The following is a 21,400-nucleotide window of genomic DNA, read 5'->3' as shown; positions in this document are numbered from 1 at the left end:
CGCTGGAAGCCTGATGCGTGCTGATCCCGCACTCCCCCGCCAGCTTGCCAAGCGACAGGGCCGGATCCCGATAGGCACCGCTCCTCAGTTGGCGTTCCAGCTCGGCAAACAGGCACGACAGCCCCTCATCCCGCAGGGGGCCTCGGGTTCTGGGCTCACCGATGAGGCCTCATGAGAGGGGGTCGCCACAACGGGCGATGGCTGTGGCAGACGGGCGTGAGCCAGGATCTGCAACAGCAGCCAGGCGATGACCGGGGCCTGCAGGTAGGCGGTGGAGAAGGACCAGTCCAGCCAGCTCACAACAATCCTCACCAGCAGCAGCGAGGCCACCAGCAGTTGCAGCCCTTGCAGCTGCATCACCCAGGCTCGCAGCGCCGGTTTGCGGCTGGCGACCCCGAGTCGCCGCTGCTGCCACCAGTATCCCAGCCCCAGCAGAGCGATGATGAGCAGGTATTGATTGCCATAAGGCGTCGGCCCGAACCAGAGCGCCTCATCTTGCGCGCCGAGCAAGATCCTGCGGATTTTTTCCTCCGCCGGCAGCAGCCAATAGGGCAGATCCAGCAGGGCGACCAGCAGCAGCGGCAGGCCATGACCCAACTTTTCACGCCAGCGACCGAGCACGGCCTCCCCTTGCAGGGCTCGGATGTAGCCATAGAGGCAGAAGGGGATCATCACCACCAGGGGATCCGCCAGCTTGAGCAGATGGGGCCAGTACATGAACCACTGCTGCTGATGGTAGAGGTATTCAAGAGCCTGCAGGCTGCTCAGCATCAGCAGGGCCAACAGGTAGCCGGAAGCTCCATCCCAGCGGGCCCGCCACCAGTTGATCACCGCCAGCAGCAGCATGGATCCCAGGCTCAGACTGAGCACCGCCGCCATTCCTTCCCATTGCATACCCGCTCCTTGAGGTACGGCTCCATCGAGACGAACCTGTTTATCCTTGATTTAATTGACTATTTATACCGATGACCGGTTCCATCCAACGGGGCGACATCCCGGTTCCCCTGCACTTAAATACCCTCTCCCCCACGCAAAAAGCAACAAGTTCATAACAACAGAGACCACAGAAGGAACTGACATGCGATCCCCTTTTTCCCTCCCTCTGCTCGGCTGCCTGGTATTGGCAGGCTGTCAGGACAACAGCAGCGAAGCGGATCCCCGCAGCCACTACAAGGTGGCCATCACCTACACGGAACAAGGGGTTCCCCACATCAAGGCGGATGACTACGCCAGCCTCGGCTTTGGCGCCGGTTATGCCCACGCCGAGGAGAACCTCTGCACCCTGAGCGAGCAGATCATGAAACTCCAGGGTGACAAGTCTCGCTGGTTCGGTGCTGGCGAGCAGCAGCGCAACCTGCTCTCCGACGTGGGTTATCGCACCCTGGCGCTGGTCGATGAGGCCAGGGGCCTTTATGACAAACTCTCCCCCGATGCCCGGGATCTCATCGAAGGTTATGTGGCGGGTTTCAACCATTCACTCGCGGCCAGGACCAGTCCGGCAGACTATCCCTCTCCCTGCCGCGGGGCTGAGTGGGTCACCCCTATCACCCCCACCCAGCTGCTGGCCTATCATCTGGATCTCGCCCAGCTCGCCAGCGGTCGCAGTTTCATCTCCGCCATGGCGGCGGCCCAGCCTCCCAGTCCTCAGGTCACCGCCCGTGCCCTGCCAGCCCCGACACTGGAGTCTGAGTGGCTGCTCACCTCCGAGGGGATCAGCAGCAACGGCTGGGCACTGGGGGCGGATCGCAGCCGCAATGCCAGCGGCCTGCTGCTCGGCAACCCGCATTTCCCCTGGGATGGCGAGCTCAGGTTCTATGAACAGCACCTGCAGATCCCGGGCACGCTCAACGTGACCGGGGCGACCATGATGGGCTTCCCTGCGGTACTCATCGGCTTCAACGAGCAACTCGGCTGGACCCATACCGTCTCCCAATCCAAGCGCTTCACCCTCTATCAACTGACACTGGATCCGGACAATCCCCTGTGCTATCGCTACGGCAACGAGTGGCGGGAGATGAGCCAGAAGACTGTCAGCCTCGAGGTGCGCCAGGCCGACGGCAGCCTGCAATCCTACAGCAAGACCGTCTATGCCAGCCACTTCGGCCCCATGGTCAACCTGGCCTCCCTCTCGCCAGCCCTCGGCTGGAGCCGCAGCACAGCCATCAGTTTCCGCGATGCCAATGCCGGCAACTACAAGATGCTGGAACAGTGGCTGGCCATGGCCAGGGCCCAGAGCACCCCGGCCTTCTTCGACGCCCTTGCTGAACATCAGGGGATCCCCTGGGTCAATACCCTGCTGGTCGACAAGCAGGGAGAGGCCAGCTACGTAGATGCTACCCAGGTTCCCCGCCTCGGCGCCAAGGCCGAAGCCTGGTGGCGCACGGCTTCCCAGAGCCCGCAGCTCGCCCCCATCTGGCTCGACGGTGAGGGCAGCGTGTTGCTGCCTGGCAATGACCCCGACTTCGAGTGGGTCGACAGCGGCCAGACCCGTGCTCCCGGTCTGGTCCCCCTGAGTCAGGCCCCCCGGCAGACCCGCAGCGACTATGTCTACAACGCCAACAGCAGCCATTGGCTCACCAACCTCGATGCCCCCCTCGAGGGCTACTCTATCCTTTACGGCCCCGAGCAGACGGTACGCAGCCCGCGCACCCGCTATAACGCCCTGCTCATCACCCACCCGGACAGCCAGGGGCTGACCGGCCCGGATCGCCGCTTCACCCTCTCGGATCTGCAACGGGTGGTCACTCACAACGGTTCCCTGTTTGCCCGCGAGCTCAAAGAGCCCCTGCTGGCCCGCTGCCAGACTCATCCCCTGATCCAGCTGACCACGGGCCCCCTGGACCTGAGCCCGAGCTGCAATGCCCTGGCCGGCTGGGATGGGGAGTATCAACTGGACAGCCGGGGTGCCCACCTGATGCGCGAGTGGTTGACGGCATTTCGCACCGGCGGTCACAGGGACATCAAGGACACCCTGTTTGCCCTCCCCTTCGATCCGACCAACCCCGCCACGACGCCTCGCGGATTGGCCCCCTGGTCCGGCAACCCGGATCAGGATCCGGCCCTGCTGGCTCTGGCCGGGGCACAGCAACGCCTGCAAGGCGCCCGGATAGCGCTGGATGCCTCCCTCGGCGAGTTGCAGTTCGTGCAGAAGGCCAGCGGCCTGGCTCCTGTCGCCCTGCCCGGTGGCAACTCGTTCGAAGGCATGTTCAACATGGTGCAGACCAACATGCCCTCGCGCAGCACCTCGGATCTGGCCAACATCATCACCGGCCAGGCCGTACCAGGCACCACGCTGCGCAGCCGGGATGATGATGGGGATGGTCAGCCGGATCTGCGCTATCGCGCCAACTATGGCTCCAGCTTCGTGCTGGCCCTGCAGTTCGATGCCGACGGCCCCAAGGCCGAGCGCTACCTGAGCTATGGCCAGTCCCACGACCCCGAAAGCCCGCACTTCATCGATCAGACCGAACAGTTTGCCCGGCAACAGTGGCAGCCCATGCGCTTTACCGACGAGGAGATCGCCGCCCATCAGGAGCGTAAGTTGACACTCCAGGTGCCTCGCCCCCTCACACCCTGATCACCTTGTGTAAACCATCCATCGCGGGCCCACGGGCCCGCTTGCTGGTTTGCAACTGTCGCCACGTTTTTGCCCGCCTCCCTCGATGAGCAGTGGCTGCTCCCCCGCCATTGCATGTAACATCCTGCCCATGACGTTCCGCCGTCTGCGACCAGGCCTGTCCTTCTCATCTCTCTTCGCGCCTGATCATGGGGGCGGCCGTGCTCGCGGGGCCCGCCCCCGCCTCACCGGAACCCGCCACGCACAAGGATTTCAGATGCCAAGGCTCGACAGCATTCACCTCTACCCCATCAAATCGACGGCAGGCATGCCACTCTCCCGCGCCCGGGTGATCGAAGAAGGCCTGCTCGGGGATCGCCGCTACATGGTGGTCAAGCCGGACGGCAGCTTCATCACGGCCCGCACCCATCCCCAGTTGCAACTGGTGGTGGCCACGCCCATGGAGGGCGGCTTGCAGCTGCGCTACCCGGGCATGGCGCCCCTCGCGCTGCACGAGAGCGACTTCAGTCGCACCCCCCAGGCTACCGGGGTCTGGGGTGACAGCTTCCAGGCCCTGCACACCCACGATCAGGCGGATGACTGGCTGAGTCGCGTGGCCGGTGAGCCGGTACGCCTGCTCTGGCTCGGCGAGCGCTCCGAGCGTTTTCGCGCCAAGACCGGCACCCGGGTCAGCTTCGCCGACGGCTATCCCCTGCTGCTGATAAGCCAGGCCTCCCTTGAGGATCTCAACCTGAGATCCGATGCCCTGCACCAGATGAGCCAGTTCAGGACCAACCTGGTGGCGAGCGGCACCAAGCCGTTCGAGGAAGATGGCTGGAAGCGGATCCGCATCGGTGAGGTGGAGTTCCTGGTGGCCAAGCCCTGCAGCCGCTGCATCATGACCACGGTGGAGCCCGGCAGCGACAGATTCAACGCCCTCAAGGAGCCGCTCGCCACCCTCACCCGCTATCGCCGAGGCGAAGACGGGGAGGTCTATTTCGGCCAGAACCTGGTGGCCCTGAACGAGGGCTGGATTGAAGCGGGCAGCGAGATCGAGGTGCTGGAGCGCACCCGTCCCCCCGTCTATCCCAACGGCGCGCCGAAGAAGCGAGAACTGGTCTGCGTGGCGCGCGAGCCCCTGGCCCAGGATCTGGAGACCTTCTGGTTCGAGGCCGCCGATGGGGAACCGCTGCCGGATTACCTGCCCGGCCAGCACCTGCCCATCAGCCTGGATATCGGTCAGGGGCAGGCGCGAGAGCGGCAGCAACGGCGCTACACCCTGAGCTCCACGCCAGATCTGCCGGAGCGTTACAGCATCAGCGTCAAACGCATCGGAGATGGTCGCCTCTCCCCCTGGTTGCACGGCCAGTTCAAGGTCGGCGACCGGCTGCTGGCTTCCCCCCCCGCCGGGGACTTCCATCTGGGGCGCGAGCGCAAGCTGCTGCTGCTCTCGGCAGGTTCCGGCGTCACCCCCATGCTCGCCATCGCCCGCACCCTGCAACTGCGCCATGAACTCGACGAAGTCCATTTCATGCACCTGTGCCGCAGCGAGGCCGACATCCCGGCCGCCGCCGAACTCAATGCCCTGCGCCAGGCCGGCATGGGCCTCACCCTGATACTGAGTCAACCGGGGAGCCATTGGCAGGGGCTGCGCGGTCGCCTCAGCAAGGAACACCTGGCCCGATTGCCGGATCTCGCGACCCGGGAGATCTTCCTGTGCGGCCCCCATGGCTTCATGGGCGAGGCGGTCAAGCTGTTGCGGGCGCTGGACGTGCCCGCCGATCGCATCAAGCAGGAGAGCTTCGGCGGCGCCATCCTCTCGGTGGCAAGGCCCCATCAGGCGGTGCAACTGCGCATCGGCGAGCAGAGCTTCATGGGCAACAACCAGGGCACAGTGTTGGATCAGGCCCACAAGCAGGGGGTGGAGCTGCCCTGGAGCTGCCGCGCCGGCATCTGCGGCAGTTGCAAGCAGACCCTGCTCTCGGGAGAGGTGGATCATCCAGAGGCGCCGGCCATCACCGCCGCGGAGCGGGCCGAGGGCAGGATCCTCACCTGCTGCGCCGTGCCGCTGACCGATCTGGTGATTGAATAGGGCAACCTGCGGGCTGCCCCGGCCGCGATAACGATCCCGCCCGGTTCATCGCCAAGGCGGAAACAAAAATGGCTGCCCGAGGGCAGCCATTTTTCATTGGGGGCAGGATTAACCGCGCAGGGCGGCGATACGCTGCTCGATGGGCGGGTGGCTCATGAACAGCTCGCTCATGGAGCGCTTGCCGTTGATGCCAAAGGCCATCATGGAACCTTCCATCTGGGGCTCGGCACCGCGAGAGAGGCGCTGCAGGGCGGCGATCATCTTGTCGCGACCGGCCAGCTTGGCGGCGCCCGCGTCGGCGCGGAATTCACGCTGACGGCTGAACCACATGACGATGATGGAGGCCAACACGCCGAAGATCATCTCCAGCACGAAGACGGTGATCATATAGGCGAAACCACCGGTGCTGCTGCTCTCTTCCTCGTTGTTGGAGCTGAAGAAGTTGCTGATGACGCCGGCCACGATGCGGGCGAAGAACATCACGAAGGTGTTCACCACCCCCTGGATCAGGGTCAGGGTCACCATGTCGCCATTGGCCACGTGGCTCACCTCGTGGGCCAGCACGGCTTCCGCCTCGTCACGGCTCATGCTGTAGAGCAGGCCGGACGACACCGCGACCAGCGAGTCGTCACGACGGGCGCCGGTGGCGAAGGCGTTCATCTCGGGCGAGTCATAGATCCCCACTTCCGGCATCTTGATGCCGGCTTCACGGGCCTGACGCGCCACCGTGCTCACCAGCCAGTGCTCGGTCTCGTTGCGGGGCTGCTCGATGACCTGGACGCCATAGCTGCGCTTGGCCATCCACTTGGACATCAGCAAGGAGATAAAGGAACCCCCAAACCCGAACACGGCACAGAACACCAACAGACCGGAAATGCTGGACTTGTTGATCCCCAGAACCGAGAACAGGATATTGAGTACCACCCCCAGCACCAGCATGACGGCCAGGTTGGTCACCAGGAATAGCATAATTCGCTTCATATTGACTCCTTGAAAGATAGATATGTGGTCAGGCCCGATCCATCGTCGCGCCGGTCCCACTTCTGTCCCAGATAATAGATAGACGCGATGAATGTTTGCTGAATGTGCCCCTCAAAGCAGAGGGGAAACGTCGAGACAACCGCGCAGATCTGCATCGAGTGGATTGTTTACAAAGGGTATTTCACCCAAAAACGGCGCCGGCATCAAGCCCCTCAGGGTATCCAGGTTCTCCGGATAGTGGCTCATGTGCTCATCCAGCCGGTTGATGACCCAGCCCGCGATGGGCAAGTCCTGATGGCGGATGGCGGCCACCGTGAGCAGGGCGTGGTTGAGGCAACCGAGCTTGGCCCCCACCACCACGATCACCGGCAGATTCTGCTGCTTGACCCAGTCCGACAGCAGGTGGGTTCTGTCCAGGGGCAGGAACCAGCCCCCCGCCCCCTCCACGATCACCAGTTCGGCCCCCGCCTGCTCGATGGCTCGCAGGCCGGCGCTCAGCCCCGCCATCTCGATGGTCTCTCCCACCTCCCTGGCGGCGATATGGGGGGCGATGGGCGGTTCATAGGCGAAGGGATTGACCTGCTCGTAGGGGAGCTTGAGGCTGGCGGCGGCCTGCAGTTGCAGGGCATCCTGATTGCGCAGGCCATCCGGAGTGCGGGTGCAACCCGCCGAGATGGGCTTGTAACCGGCGCAGCGAAGGCCGAGGGCTGAAAACTCCTGCAGCAGGGTGCGGGCGACCAGGGTCTTGCCCACGTCGGTGTCGGTGCCGGTGATGAAGAAGGATGTGGCCATGATGACTCCTCGGCGTGATGGCGGGCGACCCTCCGGCCGCCCATCGCACTCATGATATGGGGTGATAAAGAGGCCGACCCCGCAGGGTCGACTGATGGCAATGTAGGCAAACGTGCCAGCCTGTGGCCGGCGCGCTAACCCATCCTGGATGGGCACCGGTCATTGGCGCACGAGCCGCCCGAGGCAAACCTGATAGCTGGCGGCCAGCAGGCCGTCTGGCTGGCGATACCGCTCATAGGCCTCCCCCAGACGCCGCAGGCGCTGGCGATTGCCAAGGCCCTGGCTGCGCCCGTCGTTGACCTGGCTCGCCCCTATCCCCTTGAGATCCCGAAGCAAGCTGCCGAGATCGCCATAGGCCAGTTGCCAGGTCAGGGATGCCAGCTGGATGTCGGCAAAACCACCGTCGGCCACGGCCCTGCGCAATTGTGGCAGCCCGAGGAAGCGATTGACATGGGCAGACTCGTCAACCGTGCGCCAGGCCTCACGAAGCTGCCAGAGGGAGTCCGAGAGCAGGGTCGAGAAGAACAGCTGGCCGCCGGGCTTGAGCACCCGATGGAGCTCGGCGAAGGCCAGAGCCGGCTGCTCGCACCACTGCAGGGCCAGGCTTGAGAAGATCCAGTCAAGGCTATGATCGGCGAAGGGAAGCGCCTCCGCATCGCCGCACACCAATCGGGCCCCGCTCTGGCGCCTTGTTGCCTCCTGCAGCATGCCGGGGGCGAGATCCAGCCCGTAGAGCTGCCGGCAGCGCCCGGCGAGCGCGGGCAGGAAGAAGCCGGTGCCGCAGCCGAGATCCAGGCCAGCTTCGGGTAGATCAGCGGGCAAGCGCCGGGGCACGGTCACGTCATGAGCCAACCCTATCTCGGGCAAGCACAGGGCCGTGTGTGCATCAATCGCCTGCCCGCTCGGTGACCACTCCCCCGCCGACATGCGTTCCAGCAGCGCCTGCCCCACCTCCTGCTGGAAGCGGGCATGGGCGTCATAGTGGCGGGCGGCGGCGCCGAAACGCCGCGCCAGCTGCACCTTGTCCACCCGCTGGAAGGGGGCCACGCTGCCGACCTCATTGAGGATCCGGCCTTGCGAACAAGGGGGGCTCGACGGGGCCTCGTGGAACGGGGCTTTATCCATGGGCTTGCCCTCCCTCATTGGATGCGAGGCCGAGGCCGTCCAACAAGCGATCGATGTGCGCTTCCTGATGGGCGGCGCTCAGGGTAATGCGAAGGCGCGCCGTGCCCGCCGGCACCGTCGGGGGGCGGATGGCGCCAACCCAGAGGCCGGCCTCTCGCAGCCGCTCGCTCAGGGCCAGGGCGGCGCGACTCTCCCCCACCAGCAGCGGCTGAATGGGAGTCTGGCTCGCACCCAGTGTCCAGCCGAGTTGCTCCGCCCCCTGTCGGAAGCGGGCGATCAGATGGTTCAAGTGGGCACGACGCTCATCGGCACCGCGTACCAAGGCGATGCTCTCGCTCACCGCCAAGGCCTGGGCGGCGGGCATGTGGGTGCTGTAGACATAGTGGCGGGCGAAGTTGACCAGATAATCCACCAGCTCGCGGCTGCCACCGACGAAGGCGCCGGCCACCCCGAGCGCCTTGCCAAAGGTGCCCATCTGGATGTGAACGCTATCCGGGCTAACCCCCTGGGCCGCGAGGGTGCCGCGCCCCTCTGGCCCCAGCACGCCGAGGCCGTGGGCGTCGTCGATCATCAGCCAGTTGTGGCTCTGGGCGGCGAGGCGGGCAAGCTCGGGCCAGGGACCCTGATCCCCGTCCATGCTGAACACCCCCTCGGAGACGATCAGCCCCCGACCGGGTTCCAGCTGCCGCGCCAGCGCCGCCATGTCGTTGTGGGCAAAGCGCCGCATCTTGCAGGGCAGCCGGCTCCCCATCTCCTGCAAGGAGGCATGATTGAGCCTGTCTTGCCACAGCAGGTGCTCCTTGCCGAGCAGGGCCCCCAGCACCGCCTGGTTGGCCGAAAAACCGCAGTTGAACAACAGTACCGCCTCCAGCCCCAACCACTCGGCGATGGTCTCCTCCAGTCGCTGATGGGCCCGGCTGTAACCGGTCACCAGGGGGGAGGCACCAGCACCGGCACCATATTGCTCGACGCCCGCCACCAGGGCGGCCTTGATGGCCTCATCCCCCGCCAGCCCCAGGTAGTCGTTGGCAGAAAAATTCAGATACGCCCGCCTATCCACCCAAAGCCTTGGCCCGGTCGGCCCTTCGGTCGGAACACGGCGACGCAGCAAATCCTGCTGCGCCCGGGTGGCCAGCGCCTCGCTCAGGGGGAAAGGGCCATAATGGGCAGTCACATGCGCAGATTTCATACCGATTTGACAGTGGATTGTGCTGATGACAGCGTCCTGCGCTGGCGGGTGGCGTCGTAGAACAGATCGCCACTCACCGGCTGGCTGGCGGCACGGGCCCGCAGTTCGGCCTCCAGCTCCTCGGTCTGCACCGCGTCCGGCTTCTGGGCCCGCTCTGCGGGGCGAATGCCGAGACGCTTGAACAGCTGCATGTCGCTGTTCTCGTCGGGGTTCGGGGTAGTCAGCAGCTTGCAGCCATAGAAGATGGAGTTGGCACCCGCCATGAAACACATGGCCTGCATCTGCTCGTTCATCTTCTCCCGCCCGGCGGAGAGACGCACGTGGGAGGCGGGCATCAGGATCCGCGCCACGGCGATGGTGCGGATAAATTCGAACGGATCCAGATTCTCCTCGTTCTCGAGCGGCGTGCCCTTCACCTTCACCAGCATGTTGATGGGGACGCTCTCCGGGTGGCGCGGCAGGTTGGCGAGCGCGATCAGCAAACCCGCCCTGTCCCGCGCCTGCTCCCCCATGCCGACGATGCCGCCGGAGCAGACCTTCATGCCGGCGCCGCGCACATGTTCCAGGGTGTCGAGACGGTCCTGATAGGTGCGGGTGGTGATGATGTCGCCGTAGAACTCCGGCGAGGTGTCGAGGTTGTGGTTGTAGTAATCAAGCCCGGCGGCGCCAAGACGCGCGGCCTGATCCGCGGTGAGCATCCCCAGGGTCATGCAGGTCTCCATGCCGAGCCCACGCACCCCCTCGATCATCTGCAGGATATAGGGCATGTCCCGTTCCTTGGGGTTGCGCCAGGCGGCCCCCATGCAGAAGCGCGACGAGCCGTTGGCCCTGGCCTCCCGGGCCCGCTCCAGCACTTTTTCCACCTCCATCAGCCGCTCGGCTTCGAGGCCGGTATGATAGCGGGCGCTCTGGGGGCAATATTTGCAATCCTCCGGGCAGGCACCGGTCTTGATGGAGAGCAAGGTGCTCACCTGCACCTCGTTGGGATCGAAATGGGCGCGGTGCACCGTCTGGGCCCGGAACAGCAGATCGTTGAACGGCAGGGCAAACAGGGCCTGCACCTCGTCGTGGGTCCAGTCGTGACGCAAGGCCGGCTGGCCCGTCGGGAGTGAATGCATGAATGGCTTCCAGTGATGTTGAAGGACTTCGCCTTCTTGATGGGGCGGATCGCCTCAGTGCCAGGACGCAGTCCCGAAGACTGCCGTCGGTGGCCGCATCAGCAACCGAGTAAGTGGCTGAAATTGTTGGCTAGTGTAAGCAGCAGGCGTAGACTGTCAACACCGACCAGATCATATGAATTGACAATAGAACAGATAATGACCAACCAAGAATTTGACCTGCGCCACGTCTGGCACCCCTATACCTCCCTCACCCAGCCCCTGCCCTGCTACGAGGTAGCCAGCGCCCAGGGGGTGACCCTGACCCTCAGCGACGGCCGTCAGCTGGTGGATGGCATGAGCTCCTGGTGGGCCTGCGTGCACGGTTACCAGGTGCCCGAGCTGGACGCCGCCGCCACCGCCCAACTCGGCAAGATGTCCCACGTCATGTTTGGCGGCCTGACCCACGAGCCCGCCATCGCGCTGTGCCGCAAACTGGTGGAGATCACCCCGGCCGGGCTGGATCGGGTGTTCCTGGCGGATTCCGGCTCGGTGGCGGTGGAGGTGGCCCTCAAGATGGCCCAGCAGTACTGGCACGCCAAGGGGACACCGCGCGCCAAGTTCGTCTCCCTGCGCGGCGGCTATCACGGCGACACCTTCGGCGCCATGAGCGTCTGCGATCCCGACGGCGGCATGCACGAGCTCTACAAGGGCTTTCTGCCCGAGCACCACTTCGTCGAGGCGCCGAGCTGCCGCTTCCATGCGCAGTGGGATGAGGAGTGCGTGGTGGAACTCGCCACCCTGATGGCGGACAAGCACGAGGAGATCGCCGCCATCGTGCTGGAGCCCATCGTGCAGGGGGCCGGTGGCATGCGCTTCTATCACCCCCGCTACCTGCAGTGGGTGCGCGCCCTGTGCGACGAGTTCGGGGTGCTGCTCATCGCCGACGAAATCGCCACCGGCTTTGGCCGCACCGGCCAGCTGTTTGCCTGCGACTGGGCCGGCATCAGCCCGGACATCCTGTGTCTGGGCAAGGCGCTGACCGGCGGCTACCTCACCCTGTCGGCGACCCTGACCACGGAGCATGTGGCCCGCACGATTTGCGATGGGAAAGCGGGCGTCTTCATGCACGGCCCCACCTTCATGGGCAATCCGCTGGCCTGCGCCGTCGCCAACGCCTCCATCGATCTGCTGCTGGCTTCCCCCTGGGCCGAGCGGGTCAAGGCCATCGAACATCAGTTGAAAAGCGAGCTGGTCCAGCTGACCCTGCACCCGGCGGTCGCCGATGTGCGGGTGCTCGGTGCCATCGGCGTGGTGGAGATGAAGGAGCGGGTGGACGTGGCACGCATCCAGCGCAGGTTCGTCGAGCTGGGTGCCTGGATCCGCCCCTTCGGCAAGCTGGTTTACCTCATGCCCCCCTTCGTCATCACCGAGGCGGAGCTGCGCGTGCTGACCCAGGCCATCGCAACGGCCATCGCCGACGGCGAGTTCTGATCCCTGGCGGCCCCGCCATGGCGCGGGGTCTTTTGGCTCTTTTTTATCAGAATGTGAGCAAACCATCAGAAGCCCGGGAGCAAGGGGGTGTAGACTGTGTGGGTTTTACCCAACAGATGTACCTTTCCCATGCGCCTCTCCATCGCTGCCAAGATCAATTTTTTCCTGCTGTTCATCTTCTCCATGGTGCTGGTGTTCTCCGCGGCCTATCAGGCGGTGCGTGAACGCGACCTCATCCTGACCCTCATCAAGGAGCAGAGCCACGAGCAGACCGAGGCCTATTTCGATGGCCTCAACATGTTGATGCTGACCAACAAGATGGAGGCCCGCGACACCCTGCGCAACAAGTTCCTCGCCCATGCCCATGTGGAGGATGCCCGCATCGTGCGCGGCGCGCCGGTCAACAAGCAATATGGCCCAGGACGCGACATCGAAGCCCCCAAGGACAGATTCGATGCCCTGGCGCTGTCGGGCAAGGGCAGCCTGGAAGTCGTTCATGACGGCTTGCACAGTCGCCTGGTGGTGACCCGCCCGCTGCTGGCCAAGAAGGATTTTCGCGGCACCGACTGCACCAGTTGCCATCAGGTGCCTGAAAACACCGTGCTGGGAGCGGTGCGCTTCGATTACTCCCTCGACACCCTGTTCACCCGGGTCGAGAAGAACATCCTCACCTCGGCCCTCAGCCTCACCGTCATCTTCGGCCTCGGACTCCTGCTGACCCTCTGGGTGATCCGCACCTGGATAGTGCGCCCCCTCAACCAGCTGACCCGCTCCATGGAGGAGGCCACCGATCGCCATGACTTCGGTCACCGGCTGGAGGGCGATGAAGGGGACGAGATTGGCCGGGTGGCGCTCGCCTACAACCAGATGCTCGACAGCGTGGAGCGCCAGCTCGGCAAGCGCCCCATGGCGGCGCCGGGAGAGCCTGAACCGGAGCAGCCAAGCTCACCGGAGCGTCAGAACCAGGCCGGCTAGCCAGAACCGGCAAAGGGATGGCCGGATCGCTAGGCCAGATAGTGAAACAGCAGGCTGGCCAGCAGGATCAGCAGCAATATCCCCAGATGCACCTGGCGGGCATCCTCCTGGCGTCGGCCGCGCAGGCGCGACAGCAGTAAGACCCCCAGGGTCAGCAGACAGCAGCCCCAGAGCCCGTATAATAACCAGGTCGCAAGGACGGGATCCCACTCCTTGCGCACCTTGACGCCCCCATAGACCAGATAGCCAAAGAGGGTGGGCGGCCTGGCATGGTGATAGAGGGAGAGCAGCGCGATGAAGCCACCCCAGCAGAGGATGACCAGCCCCTGCAACAGCCTTATCAGCCCATCCGGCCCCGATCTTCGCTCCTTCACGCCCTCTCTCCTTTCATCGCACAATCCCCCATGCTTGCTGCCGAAAAGCCCGCAGGAAGCAGACATTTTTGCTTGTTTATCACACCTGCGCGGGTAAGATGAACGGCTCAGTCTGCCATGGTGGGCCACCTGTGCCCGGGCCAGACCCCGAGTGTTGCAAATAGCGCTGCAAGAACAAGCTGGAGACAAATTTTCGATGACGCACGCATCCGTAGTAGATGTGCTGACCGGTAAGTATGCGGTCGGCACCACCCAGACAGTCAAAGGGTGGATCCGGACCCGCCGCGATTCCAAGGCGGGGATCTCATTTTTGGCCATATCCGATGGCTCCTGTTTCCATCCGGTACAGGCCGTCGTCCCCAATACCCTGGCCAATTACGAGAATGAAGTGCTGCGTCTGACCACCGCCTGCTCCGTGGAAGTGACCGGCCAGGTGGTCGAGTCCCAGGGCAGCGGCCAATCCTTCGAGCTGCAAGCCTCCGAGGTCAAGGTGGTGGGCTGGGTCGAAGATCCGGACACCTATCCCATGTCCGCCAAGCGCCACAGCATCGAGTACCTGCGCGAGCAGGGTCACCTGCGCGCCCGTACCAACGTGGTCGGCGCCGTGACCCGCGTGCGCAACTGCCTGGCCCAGGCCATCCATCGCTTCTTCCATGAAGAAGGCTACCTGTGGATCGCCGCGCCGCTCATCACCGCCTCCGACACCGAAGGCGCCGGCGAGATGTTCCGCGTCTCCACCCTGGATCTGGAAAACCTGCCGCGCACCCCGCAAGGCAAGGTGGACTACGACAAGGACTTCTTCGGCAAGGAGACCTTCCTGACCGTGTCCGGCCAGCTGAACGTCGAAACCTATGCCTGCGCCCTGTCCAAGGTTTACACCTTCGGGCCGACCTTCCGCGCCGAAAACTCCAACACCAGCCGCCACCTGGCGGAGTTCTGGATGGTGGAGCCGGAGATCGCCTTCGCGGATCTGGAAGACAACGCCGCCCTGGCCGAAGCCATGCTGAAGTACGTCTTCAACGCCGTATTGGCCGAGCGCCGCGACGATCTGGAGTTCTTCGCCCAGCACATCGACAAGGATGCCATCGGCCGTCTGGAGCGCTTCGTCGCCTCCGACTTCGCCCAGATTGACTACACCGACGCCATCGAAGTGCTGAAAAACTGCGGCAAGAGCTTCGAGTTCCCGGTCTCCTGGGGCATCGATCTCTCCTCCGAGCACGAGCGCTACCTGGCCGAGGAGCACTTCAAGTCCCCGGTGGTGGTCAAGAACTACCCCAAAGACATCAAGGCCTTCTACATGCGCCTCAACGACGACGGCAAGACCGTCGCCGCCATGGACGTGTTGGCCCCGGGCATCGGCGAGATCATCGGCGGCTCCCAGCGTGAAGAGCGTCTCGACGTGCTGGACGCCCGCCTGGCCGAGATGGGCCTGAACAAGGAAGACTACTGGTGGTATCGCGACCTGCGCCGCTACGGCACAGTGCCGCACTCCGGCTTTGGCCTGGGCTTCGAGCGCCTGGTGGTCTATGTGACCGGCATGGGCAACGTGCGCGACGTCATCCCCTTCCCGCGCACCCCTCGCACCGCCGAGTTCTAAGCCGCGAACTGCACGCAAAGATCATAAAAGCCGACCCCAGGGTCGGCTTTTTTCATGCACTCCCGCTGAACCGCCATTCGGGCTGATGACGAGTCGCCCCTGATGCGGCCGAATCTGACAACCCACACGCTCACGCCGTCCGGCAAGGCGCCATTATCCCTCCCGCACGCCGGGCCCCATCGATGACACCTCCATCGCCTGATCGGGCACCCATTCGTGCAAGCGAGCAGTCTCTTATGCATCTCTTTTGACTAACGAATCAGTTGATTTGTGGCCGTGATGACCACTGCAACCCCTTGTCCGTAGTTTTTATGCACTTAAATCGGAAAAACATGGGTTATTGAACCACCTCAATTTTTTACCCCTTTTGAGTAGGCAGAATAACCACTAACCCTTTAGGGCTAAATAACAACAGACAATGTCGTCCTGGGCGCTGCGCCTGCATGGATTGAATCACACGAGGTAATGGAATGATCTTCATGGAATTTATGGTGGTACTCGGCTGTTTGCTGCTGGGTACCCGTTTCGGGGGCATGGGACTGGGTCTCATCAGTGGCATAGGTCTGTTCCTGCTGACCTTCGTGTTCGGCCTCACCCCGGGTGAGCCGCCGGTACAGGTGATGCTGACCATACTCGCGGTCATCGGCTGCGCCGCCACCCTGCAGACCGCAGGCGGCCTCAACCTGATGATGCAGGTGGCCGAACGACTGCTGCGTCGCCACCCCCAGTACATCACCATTCTGGCGCCGCTGACCACCTGGACCCTCACCTTCCTGTGCGGTACCGGCCACGTGGTCTACACCATGTTCCCCATCATCGCCGACATAGCGCTGCAGAAGAATATCCGGCCGGAGCGCCCCATGGCAGTGGCATCCGTTGCCTCCCAGATGGCGATCTGCGCCTCGCCGGTGTCGGTGGCCGTGGTCTCCATGGTCTCCATCCTGGCGGCCGGTCATGGCATCGGTCAGGCCTACGGTCTGCTGGACATCCTGATGATCGCCATCCCCTCCTCCCTGGCCGGGGTCATCGTCGCCGCCCTCTGGAGCCTGCGCCGCGGCAAGGATCTGGACAAGGACGAGGAGTTCCAGGCCAAGATCAAGGATCCGCAGCAGCGTGAGTTCATCTACGGCGGCGGCGAGACCCTGCTGGGCACCAAGTTCCCGAAAGAGGCCTACTGGTCGACCTGGATCTTCTTCGCTGCCATCGCTGCCGTGGTGGTGCTGGGGGCCGATGCCTCCCTGCGCCCGGTGTTCGAGATCAAGGGCAAGACGGGCCCCCTCTCCATGAACCTGGTGATCCAGATGATGATGCTGATCGCCGGCGCCCTCATCCTGATGCGCTGCAAGGTCAAGCCCGGTGACATCTCAAACGGCGCCGTGTTCAAGGCGGGCATGGTCGCCATCTTCTCGGTCTTCGGGGTCGCCTGGATGAGCGAGACCTTCTTCCAGGCCCACATGCCGCTGCTCAAAGAGACCCTGGCCCACGTGGTACAGGCCCAGCCCTGGACCTATGCCCTGGTGCTGTTCCTCATCTCCAAGCTGGTGAATAGCCAGGCCGCCGCCCTCACCGCCATCGCCCCCATGGGGCTGGCGCTCGGGGTCGAGCCCAAGCTGCTGATCGCCTTCCTGCCGGCGAGCTACGGCTACTTCGTGCTGCCGACCTACCCAAGCGATCTGGCCTGCATCGGCTTCGACCGCTCCGGCACCACCCGCATCGGCAAGTTCATCATCAACCACAGCTTCATCATTCCGGGTCTCATCGGGGTCGCCACCTCCTGTACCCTGGGCTACCTGCTCACCAGCGTGCTGCTGTAATCGCGCATCCCTCGACCAGACAGGCCCCCATTGCGGGGGCCTGTCTGCTTTCCGGCGCTTTGCCAAGGGGTCGCGGCGGGTTAGCATGCCCTCCTTTCATCTTCCAAGGAGAGCCCATGTCCCGCGTCATCGTACTCTGGAGTGGCGGCAAGGATGCCATGCAGGCGCTCTGCCATGCCCGTGAGCAGGGCCATCAGGTGGTCGCGCTGGTCACCTTCGGCCCGCCCAATCCCCGGTTCCTCGCCCATCCCCTGCCCCTGGTGCGCCGTCAGGCCGAGGCGCTGGGCCTGCCCCACCGGCTGGTGACCATCACGGCCCCCTTCGAGCAGAGTTACGAGCAGGCGCTGGCCGACTTGCAGCGAGAGTGGGCGATAGAAGGCGTGGTCACCGGCGATATCGACCGGGTCAATGGCGCCGACAACTGGATCTGCGCCCGCTGCCGGCCGCTCGGCCTCTCCGTGCATACCCCGCTCTGGCAGCAATCCCGAGAGGCGCTGCTGGCGGACCTGCAGGCGCGCGGGATTGTGGCCCATCTCTCCTGCGTCGATACCAGGGTGCTGGCGCCAGCCTGGGTGGGGCGCGTGCTGGACGCAGCCGCCCTCGCCGAGTTGCAGCAGCTGGCCGCGGCGCAGGGTTTCGATGCCTGCGGCGAGCAGGGGGAATATCACACCATGGTGACGGACGGGCCTGGCTTTGCCGCCCCCCTCGCCCTCGACGGCTGGCAGGTACGCAGACAGGAACATCTCGCCTATCTGGCTGAAGAGGACGCCAGCCATCTAGTCAGTTAGGTATTAGTCAGTTAGGTATTAGTCAGTTAGGTATTAGTCAGTTAGGCGTCAGCCATCTAGTCAACCAGGCGTGAGTGACCGGGCCGGTTAGCACAACACCGGACCACCCGGAATACATAAAAAACGGGAGGCCTGAGCCTCCCGTTTGCACTGCCTTCACGTTGTTTTTTAGCGCGCTAATTTGGCAAGTACGCGCTTAAGCAGACGAATGCGCGGCTCTATGCTGTCCAGCAGCAGGAACTCCGCCTCCGAGTGGAAGCCGCCCCCCATGGGGCCGAAACCGTCAAGGGAGGGCACCCCGGCCGCGGCGGTGAAATTCGCATCCGAGCCGCCACCGGCCTCCAGCCAGTTGAAGGGGATCCCCTCCTCCTGCCCGGCCGCCTCCACCAGCGCCATCAGCGCCTGGGTATCCGCACTCGGGCGCATGGCCGGCTTGAAGGTCTGGCGCTCCACCTCGACCCGGCAACCCGCGAGGAAGGGGTTCTTGGCCATGAAGCCGAGCCGGTCATGCACGGCGGCGGCCTCTTCATTGCTCCAGAAGCGCAGGTCGACGATGGCCTCGGCAAAGTCCGGCACCACGTTGACCCCGGTTCCGCCCTGTATCACCCCCACGTTCATGGTGGTGCCCGTCTCCATGTTCACCTGCTCGTTGATGGCGAGCACCCAGTTCGCCAGCTCGGTGATGGCGGAGATGCCCTCCGCCAGGGCCGAGCCCGCGTGGGAGGCCTTGCCGTGGAAGCGGATGCGATACTTGGCGTTGCCCTTGCGGGCGCTGATGAGATCCCCGCTCGGGCGGGCCGCCTCGGCCACCAGCACGCAGGCGCTCTGCTTTGCCTTCTCCACCAACCAATCCTTGGACCAGGGAGAGCCAATCTCCTCGTCGCAGTTGCAGCAGACCAGTACCTTCAACTTGGCCAGCACATCGGGATCCATACCCTGCAAGGCATACCAGGTGGAGAGCAGGCCGCTCTTCATGTCCGACACGCCGGGGCCGAAGGCCTGATCGCCCTCGACCTTGAGGGGTCGCTTGGCGACGGTGCCTTCCGGGAAGACGGTGTCCATGTGGCCCACCAGCATGACGTCATAGTGGGTAGCGCCGGGGGCATTGGTGATCTCAAGGCAAGGGCCGCACTCGTCGGCAAACTGGTGGCGCACCACCTGCCAGCCGATGGCCTGGTACTTCTCCGTCATGATGTCGGCGACCCTGGCCACCCCGGCCGGGGTGCGGGTGCCGCAATCGAGGTTGATCAGCGGCGCAAGGTTCGCCAGATAGTCGTCCAGGGAAAAATCGTTGTGAATGTTTGTCATCATCGTCTCCATGGGATGGGGAGGCAGGCTCCCCAGCCAACAGCCGAGTGAAAAGAGCGGACGGCCCAGCCGTCCGCCACCTGATTACATAAACAGCAGATAATTGAGTGCCAGGGCGGTCAGTAGGGCACCGACCATGGGCACGCTGGTGCGCTTGACCACCACGAAGGGGGAGACCTTGGCGATGCCGGCGCAGGCGATGAGCACGGCGGCGATGGGGGAGATGCTGCGCCCGATACTGGAGGCGAGCTGCATGGGCAGCAGCATGGTCACCGCCGGCACCCCGAACTTGGCCGCCACGGCGGGGGCCAGGGTGGAGAAGCTCAGGAATGCGGCGTTGCCGGAGCCCATGATGACCGCGGCCACCATGATGAGACCCACCATCACCAGGGTCATCAGCCCGCTGCCGATACCGGCGTTGCTGGCGGAATGGAGCAGGGTGTCGATGGCACCGATGGCCTTGAGGGACTCGGCGAACAGCTCGGCGCAGACGATGAGCGCCACCACGGGGCCGAACACCTTGCCCATGCCGTCGAGGAAGCTGGACAGCCCCGCGAAGGCGGTGCGCACCGAGCGGCTACGCAGCAGCTCGCACAGCATGCCGAGGAACACCGACAGCAGCATGGCCACCTCCACGCTCATCTTGATGTCATCCACCAGCAGCTTGGAGAAGGTCATCATTAACACGAAGGGGATGATGGGCAGCAGGGCATACCAGGTCGGCGCCTTCACCTCATCCGTCCCCTGCTCGTCGAGCTCGGCGTGATCACCGCGGTGCTTGGCGGGATCCCAGCCATCCTGGCGGTCACAGTGACGCTGCCAGAAGAAGTGCAGCACCATGGTCACCAGCAACATGGGGGCCACCAGCCAGATCTGGTAATCCACGAAGTAGCTGGTCGGATCCATGCCGGACTGACCGGCGGAGAAGATGGCGTTGGTCTGGGTCGGGCCGATTTCGAACGCCTGGGAGGTGGCGATGACGCCGCAGGCGGAGGCCGGGCTGATGCCGAGGTTGCGCATCACCGGATACATGGTGACCATCAAGAGCAGGCCCAGGCCGGTGGCCGAGGTGACAAACAGGGAGACGAACACCGCCACCAGGTAGCAGATGGCCAGCATCAGGTAGCTGGACTGGATCCCCGCCACCGGTTTGACCGCCACCCGTACCAGGGCCTGGGAGGCGCCGATGTGGGACATGTAGGTGGCAAAGCCCGCCACCGCCATGATGGTGAGGCCGAGCCCCGCCGCCCGGTAGGAGAAGATCCCCTTGAACACCTCGAACAGGTCGAACAGGGCAAACCCCGTGCTCTTCTCCGCCGGCAGGATGGGATGCAGACCGAGCCAGTAGGCCAGGGTGAACAGGCTCATCCCCGCCAGGGCGAGCACCGCCTGGGGGTTGTAGTCCTTGACGATGCCGTAGACCACGGCCATCAGCACGAACGAGACGAATAAGAGTTCCAAAGTGCGCTCCTGATAAGGTTATCGAGGTGCGAAATCTAGTGGTGAGGCCGGGCTTTCCTATTGATCCCTATCAATAAAGGTTGTTTGAATGCACATTTGCAGCATTAAATTCCACTTAAGTCACAAAAAATAGCCATTAAATCCAGCAATAAGGTTCTAGAATTCCTCTTCGTGGGGTTTGGGCCAATAACCTCAACTTTTTTTGCTTTGGATCAACATCCGGGGTGGTTGAACTGGCCAAGATGCCCATCGACACAAAGCGACCATTTCGCACCGGAGAGAGTTATGACAAACCTGGCCACCGTAGAGAGCACCAACTGCGACTACAAGCTGTGGGACATCCTCGTCGAGTCTGCAAAGGAGCGCACCACCATTCGTTACTCCAAACTGGCCAAGCGGGCCGGGCTGGAGAGCAGCCAGGACGAGCTGCGTACCCTGTTGCAGCGCATCCGCATGTATTGCACCGAGCACGAGCTGCCGATCCTCTCCACCATAGTGGTGGATGACGTGGGCAAATACGGCGGCCTCTCCTCCAGCCTGCCGGGGGCCCCCTGGGAGCGTGCCCGGGTATTCGATTACCAGTGGCCCGTCTCCCCCTGAGCCACATGGCTGGACATCCATACGACAAAACGCGCCCTCTGGCGCGTTTTGTGCTAACAGGGGCTCTCCATCTGGTCGAAATCCCTGTGTAAAAAGCCTGGGCGCGGGGCGCCGCCGTTGCCATCGGAAGATCGGGATGCCAGAATCGGGCCTTGCA

General features: G+C 63.9%; 17 protein-coding genes. 8 read left to right on the top strand and 9 right to left on the bottom strand.

Annotated features, from left to right (window positions below; translation table 11 throughout):
• Positions 1 to 84 precede the first annotated feature (84 nt).
• Complete coding sequence (locus VZC39_RS06245; RefSeq protein WP_434666669.1) at positions 85 to 894, bottom strand: hypothetical protein; 810 nt, start codon at positions 892 to 894, stop codon at positions 85 to 87.
• 184 nt (positions 895 to 1,078) lie between these two features.
• Here VZC39_RS06245 and VZC39_RS06240 point away from each other — a divergent pair, with 184 nt between their 5' ends.
• Positions 1,079 to 3,577: a penicillin acylase family protein gene (locus tag VZC39_RS06240; RefSeq protein WP_434666666.1), complete on the top strand. Its 2,499-nt coding sequence runs from the start codon at positions 1,079 to 1,081 to the stop codon at positions 3,575 to 3,577.
• 256 nt (positions 3,578 to 3,833) lie between these two features.
• Entirely contained in the window at positions 3,834 to 5,648 is a 1,815-nt protein-coding gene (locus VZC39_RS06235; RefSeq protein WP_434666663.1) for an MOSC N-terminal beta barrel domain-containing protein, read from the top strand.
• Positions 5,649 to 5,756: 108 nt separating this feature from the next.
• On the opposite strand, the gene htpX is transcribed toward VZC39_RS06235, so the two are convergent.
• The 5 genes from htpX to bioB form a co-directional block, all read right to left on the bottom strand.
• Positions 5,757 to 6,629 (bottom strand): protease HtpX, encoded by an 873-nt coding sequence (gene htpX / locus VZC39_RS06230; RefSeq protein ID WP_349921564.1) that lies wholly within the window; start codon positions 6,627 to 6,629, stop codon positions 5,757 to 5,759.
• Between the two features lie 111 nt (positions 6,630 to 6,740).
• Entirely contained in the window at positions 6,741 to 7,421 is a 681-nt protein-coding gene (gene bioD / locus VZC39_RS06225) for a dethiobiotin synthase (RefSeq protein ID WP_434666660.1), read from the bottom strand.
• Positions 7,422 to 7,580: 159 nt separating this feature from the next.
• Positions 7,581 to 8,546 (bottom strand): methyltransferase domain-containing protein, encoded by a 966-nt coding sequence (locus tag VZC39_RS06220; RefSeq protein WP_434666657.1) that lies wholly within the window; start codon positions 8,544 to 8,546, stop codon positions 7,581 to 7,583.
• On the bottom strand, positions 8,539 to 9,735 hold the full coding sequence (gene bioF, locus VZC39_RS06215) for an 8-amino-7-oxononanoate synthase (RefSeq protein WP_434666654.1): 1,197 nt from the start codon (positions 9,733 to 9,735) through the stop codon (positions 8,539 to 8,541). Before bioF ends, VZC39_RS06220 begins: the two co-directional genes overlap by 8 nt.
• Entirely contained in the window at positions 9,732 to 10,853 is a 1,122-nt protein-coding gene (gene bioB, locus VZC39_RS06210) for a biotin synthase BioB (RefSeq protein WP_434666651.1), read from the bottom strand. The genes bioF and bioB overlap by 4 nt, the downstream gene beginning before the upstream one ends.
• Positions 10,854 to 11,051: 198 nt before the next feature.
• Between bioB and bioA the strand changes: the two genes are divergently transcribed.
• Positions 11,052 to 12,326 (top strand): adenosylmethionine--8-amino-7-oxononanoate transaminase, encoded by a 1,275-nt coding sequence (bioA, locus tag VZC39_RS06205; RefSeq protein WP_434666649.1) that lies wholly within the window; start codon positions 11,052 to 11,054, stop codon positions 12,324 to 12,326.
• A gap of 129 nt (positions 12,327 to 12,455) precedes the next feature.
• The gene (locus VZC39_RS06200; RefSeq protein WP_434666647.1) at positions 12,456 to 13,301 is read left to right on the top strand and encodes a HAMP domain-containing protein; all 846 of its coding nucleotides are present in this window, start codon (positions 12,456 to 12,458) and stop codon (positions 13,299 to 13,301) included.
• 29 nt (positions 13,302 to 13,330) lie between these two features.
• On the opposite strand, the gene VZC39_RS06195 is transcribed toward VZC39_RS06200, so the two are convergent.
• On the bottom strand, positions 13,331 to 13,675 hold the full coding sequence (locus tag VZC39_RS06195) for a hypothetical protein (protein WP_434666645.1): 345 nt from the start codon (positions 13,673 to 13,675) through the stop codon (positions 13,331 to 13,333).
• Positions 13,676 to 13,871: 196 nt separating this feature from the next.
• On the opposite strand from VZC39_RS06195, the gene asnS reads away from it, so the two are divergent.
• The 3 genes from asnS (at position 13,872) to VZC39_RS06180 (ending at position 17,874) form a co-directional block, all read left to right on the top strand.
• Positions 13,872 to 15,272 (top strand): asparagine--tRNA ligase, encoded by a 1,401-nt coding sequence (asnS, locus tag VZC39_RS06190; protein ID WP_434666642.1) that lies wholly within the window; start codon positions 13,872 to 13,874, stop codon positions 15,270 to 15,272.
• Positions 15,273 to 15,742: 470 nt separating this feature from the next.
• On the top strand, positions 15,743 to 17,086 hold the full coding sequence (locus VZC39_RS06185) for an anaerobic C4-dicarboxylate transporter (RefSeq protein ID WP_349921555.1): 1,344 nt from the start codon (positions 15,743 to 15,745) through the stop codon (positions 17,084 to 17,086).
• A 116-nt stretch (positions 17,087 to 17,202) separates the two neighbouring features.
• A complete protein-coding gene (locus VZC39_RS06180) occupies positions 17,203 to 17,874 on the top strand; it encodes a hypothetical protein (RefSeq protein WP_349921554.1) in 672 nt (223 codons plus the stop codon).
• A gap of 168 nt (positions 17,875 to 18,042) precedes the next feature.
• Here the strand turns inward: VZC39_RS06180 and VZC39_RS06175 are convergent, their stop codons facing one another.
• Positions 18,043 to 19,182 (bottom strand): M20 family metallopeptidase, encoded by a 1,140-nt coding sequence (locus VZC39_RS06175; protein WP_434666639.1) that lies wholly within the window; start codon positions 19,180 to 19,182, stop codon positions 18,043 to 18,045.
• Between the two features lie 84 nt (positions 19,183 to 19,266).
• Positions 19,267 to 20,643, bottom strand: coding sequence for a C4-dicarboxylate transporter DcuC (gene dcuC / locus VZC39_RS06170; RefSeq protein ID WP_434666636.1), 1,377 nt, complete (start codon positions 20,641 to 20,643; stop codon positions 19,267 to 19,269).
• Positions 20,644 to 20,928: 285 nt separating this feature from the next.
• Here dcuC and VZC39_RS06165 point away from each other — a divergent pair, with 285 nt between their 5' ends.
• Positions 20,929 to 21,243, top strand: coding sequence for a hypothetical protein (locus tag VZC39_RS06165; RefSeq protein ID WP_434666634.1), 315 nt, complete (start codon positions 20,929 to 20,931; stop codon positions 21,241 to 21,243).
• The last annotated feature ends 157 nt before the right edge of the window (positions 21,244 to 21,400 follow it).

The sequence above is a fragment of the Aeromonas sp. NJAU223 genome (assembly GCF_051125555.1).
In the GTDB taxonomy this organism is placed as follows: domain Bacteria; phylum Pseudomonadota; class Gammaproteobacteria; order Enterobacterales; family Aeromonadaceae; genus Aeromonas; species Aeromonas veronii_G.
Note: the sequence above shows the minus strand (reverse complement) of the source record. Positions and strands in the feature narration are given on the sequence as shown.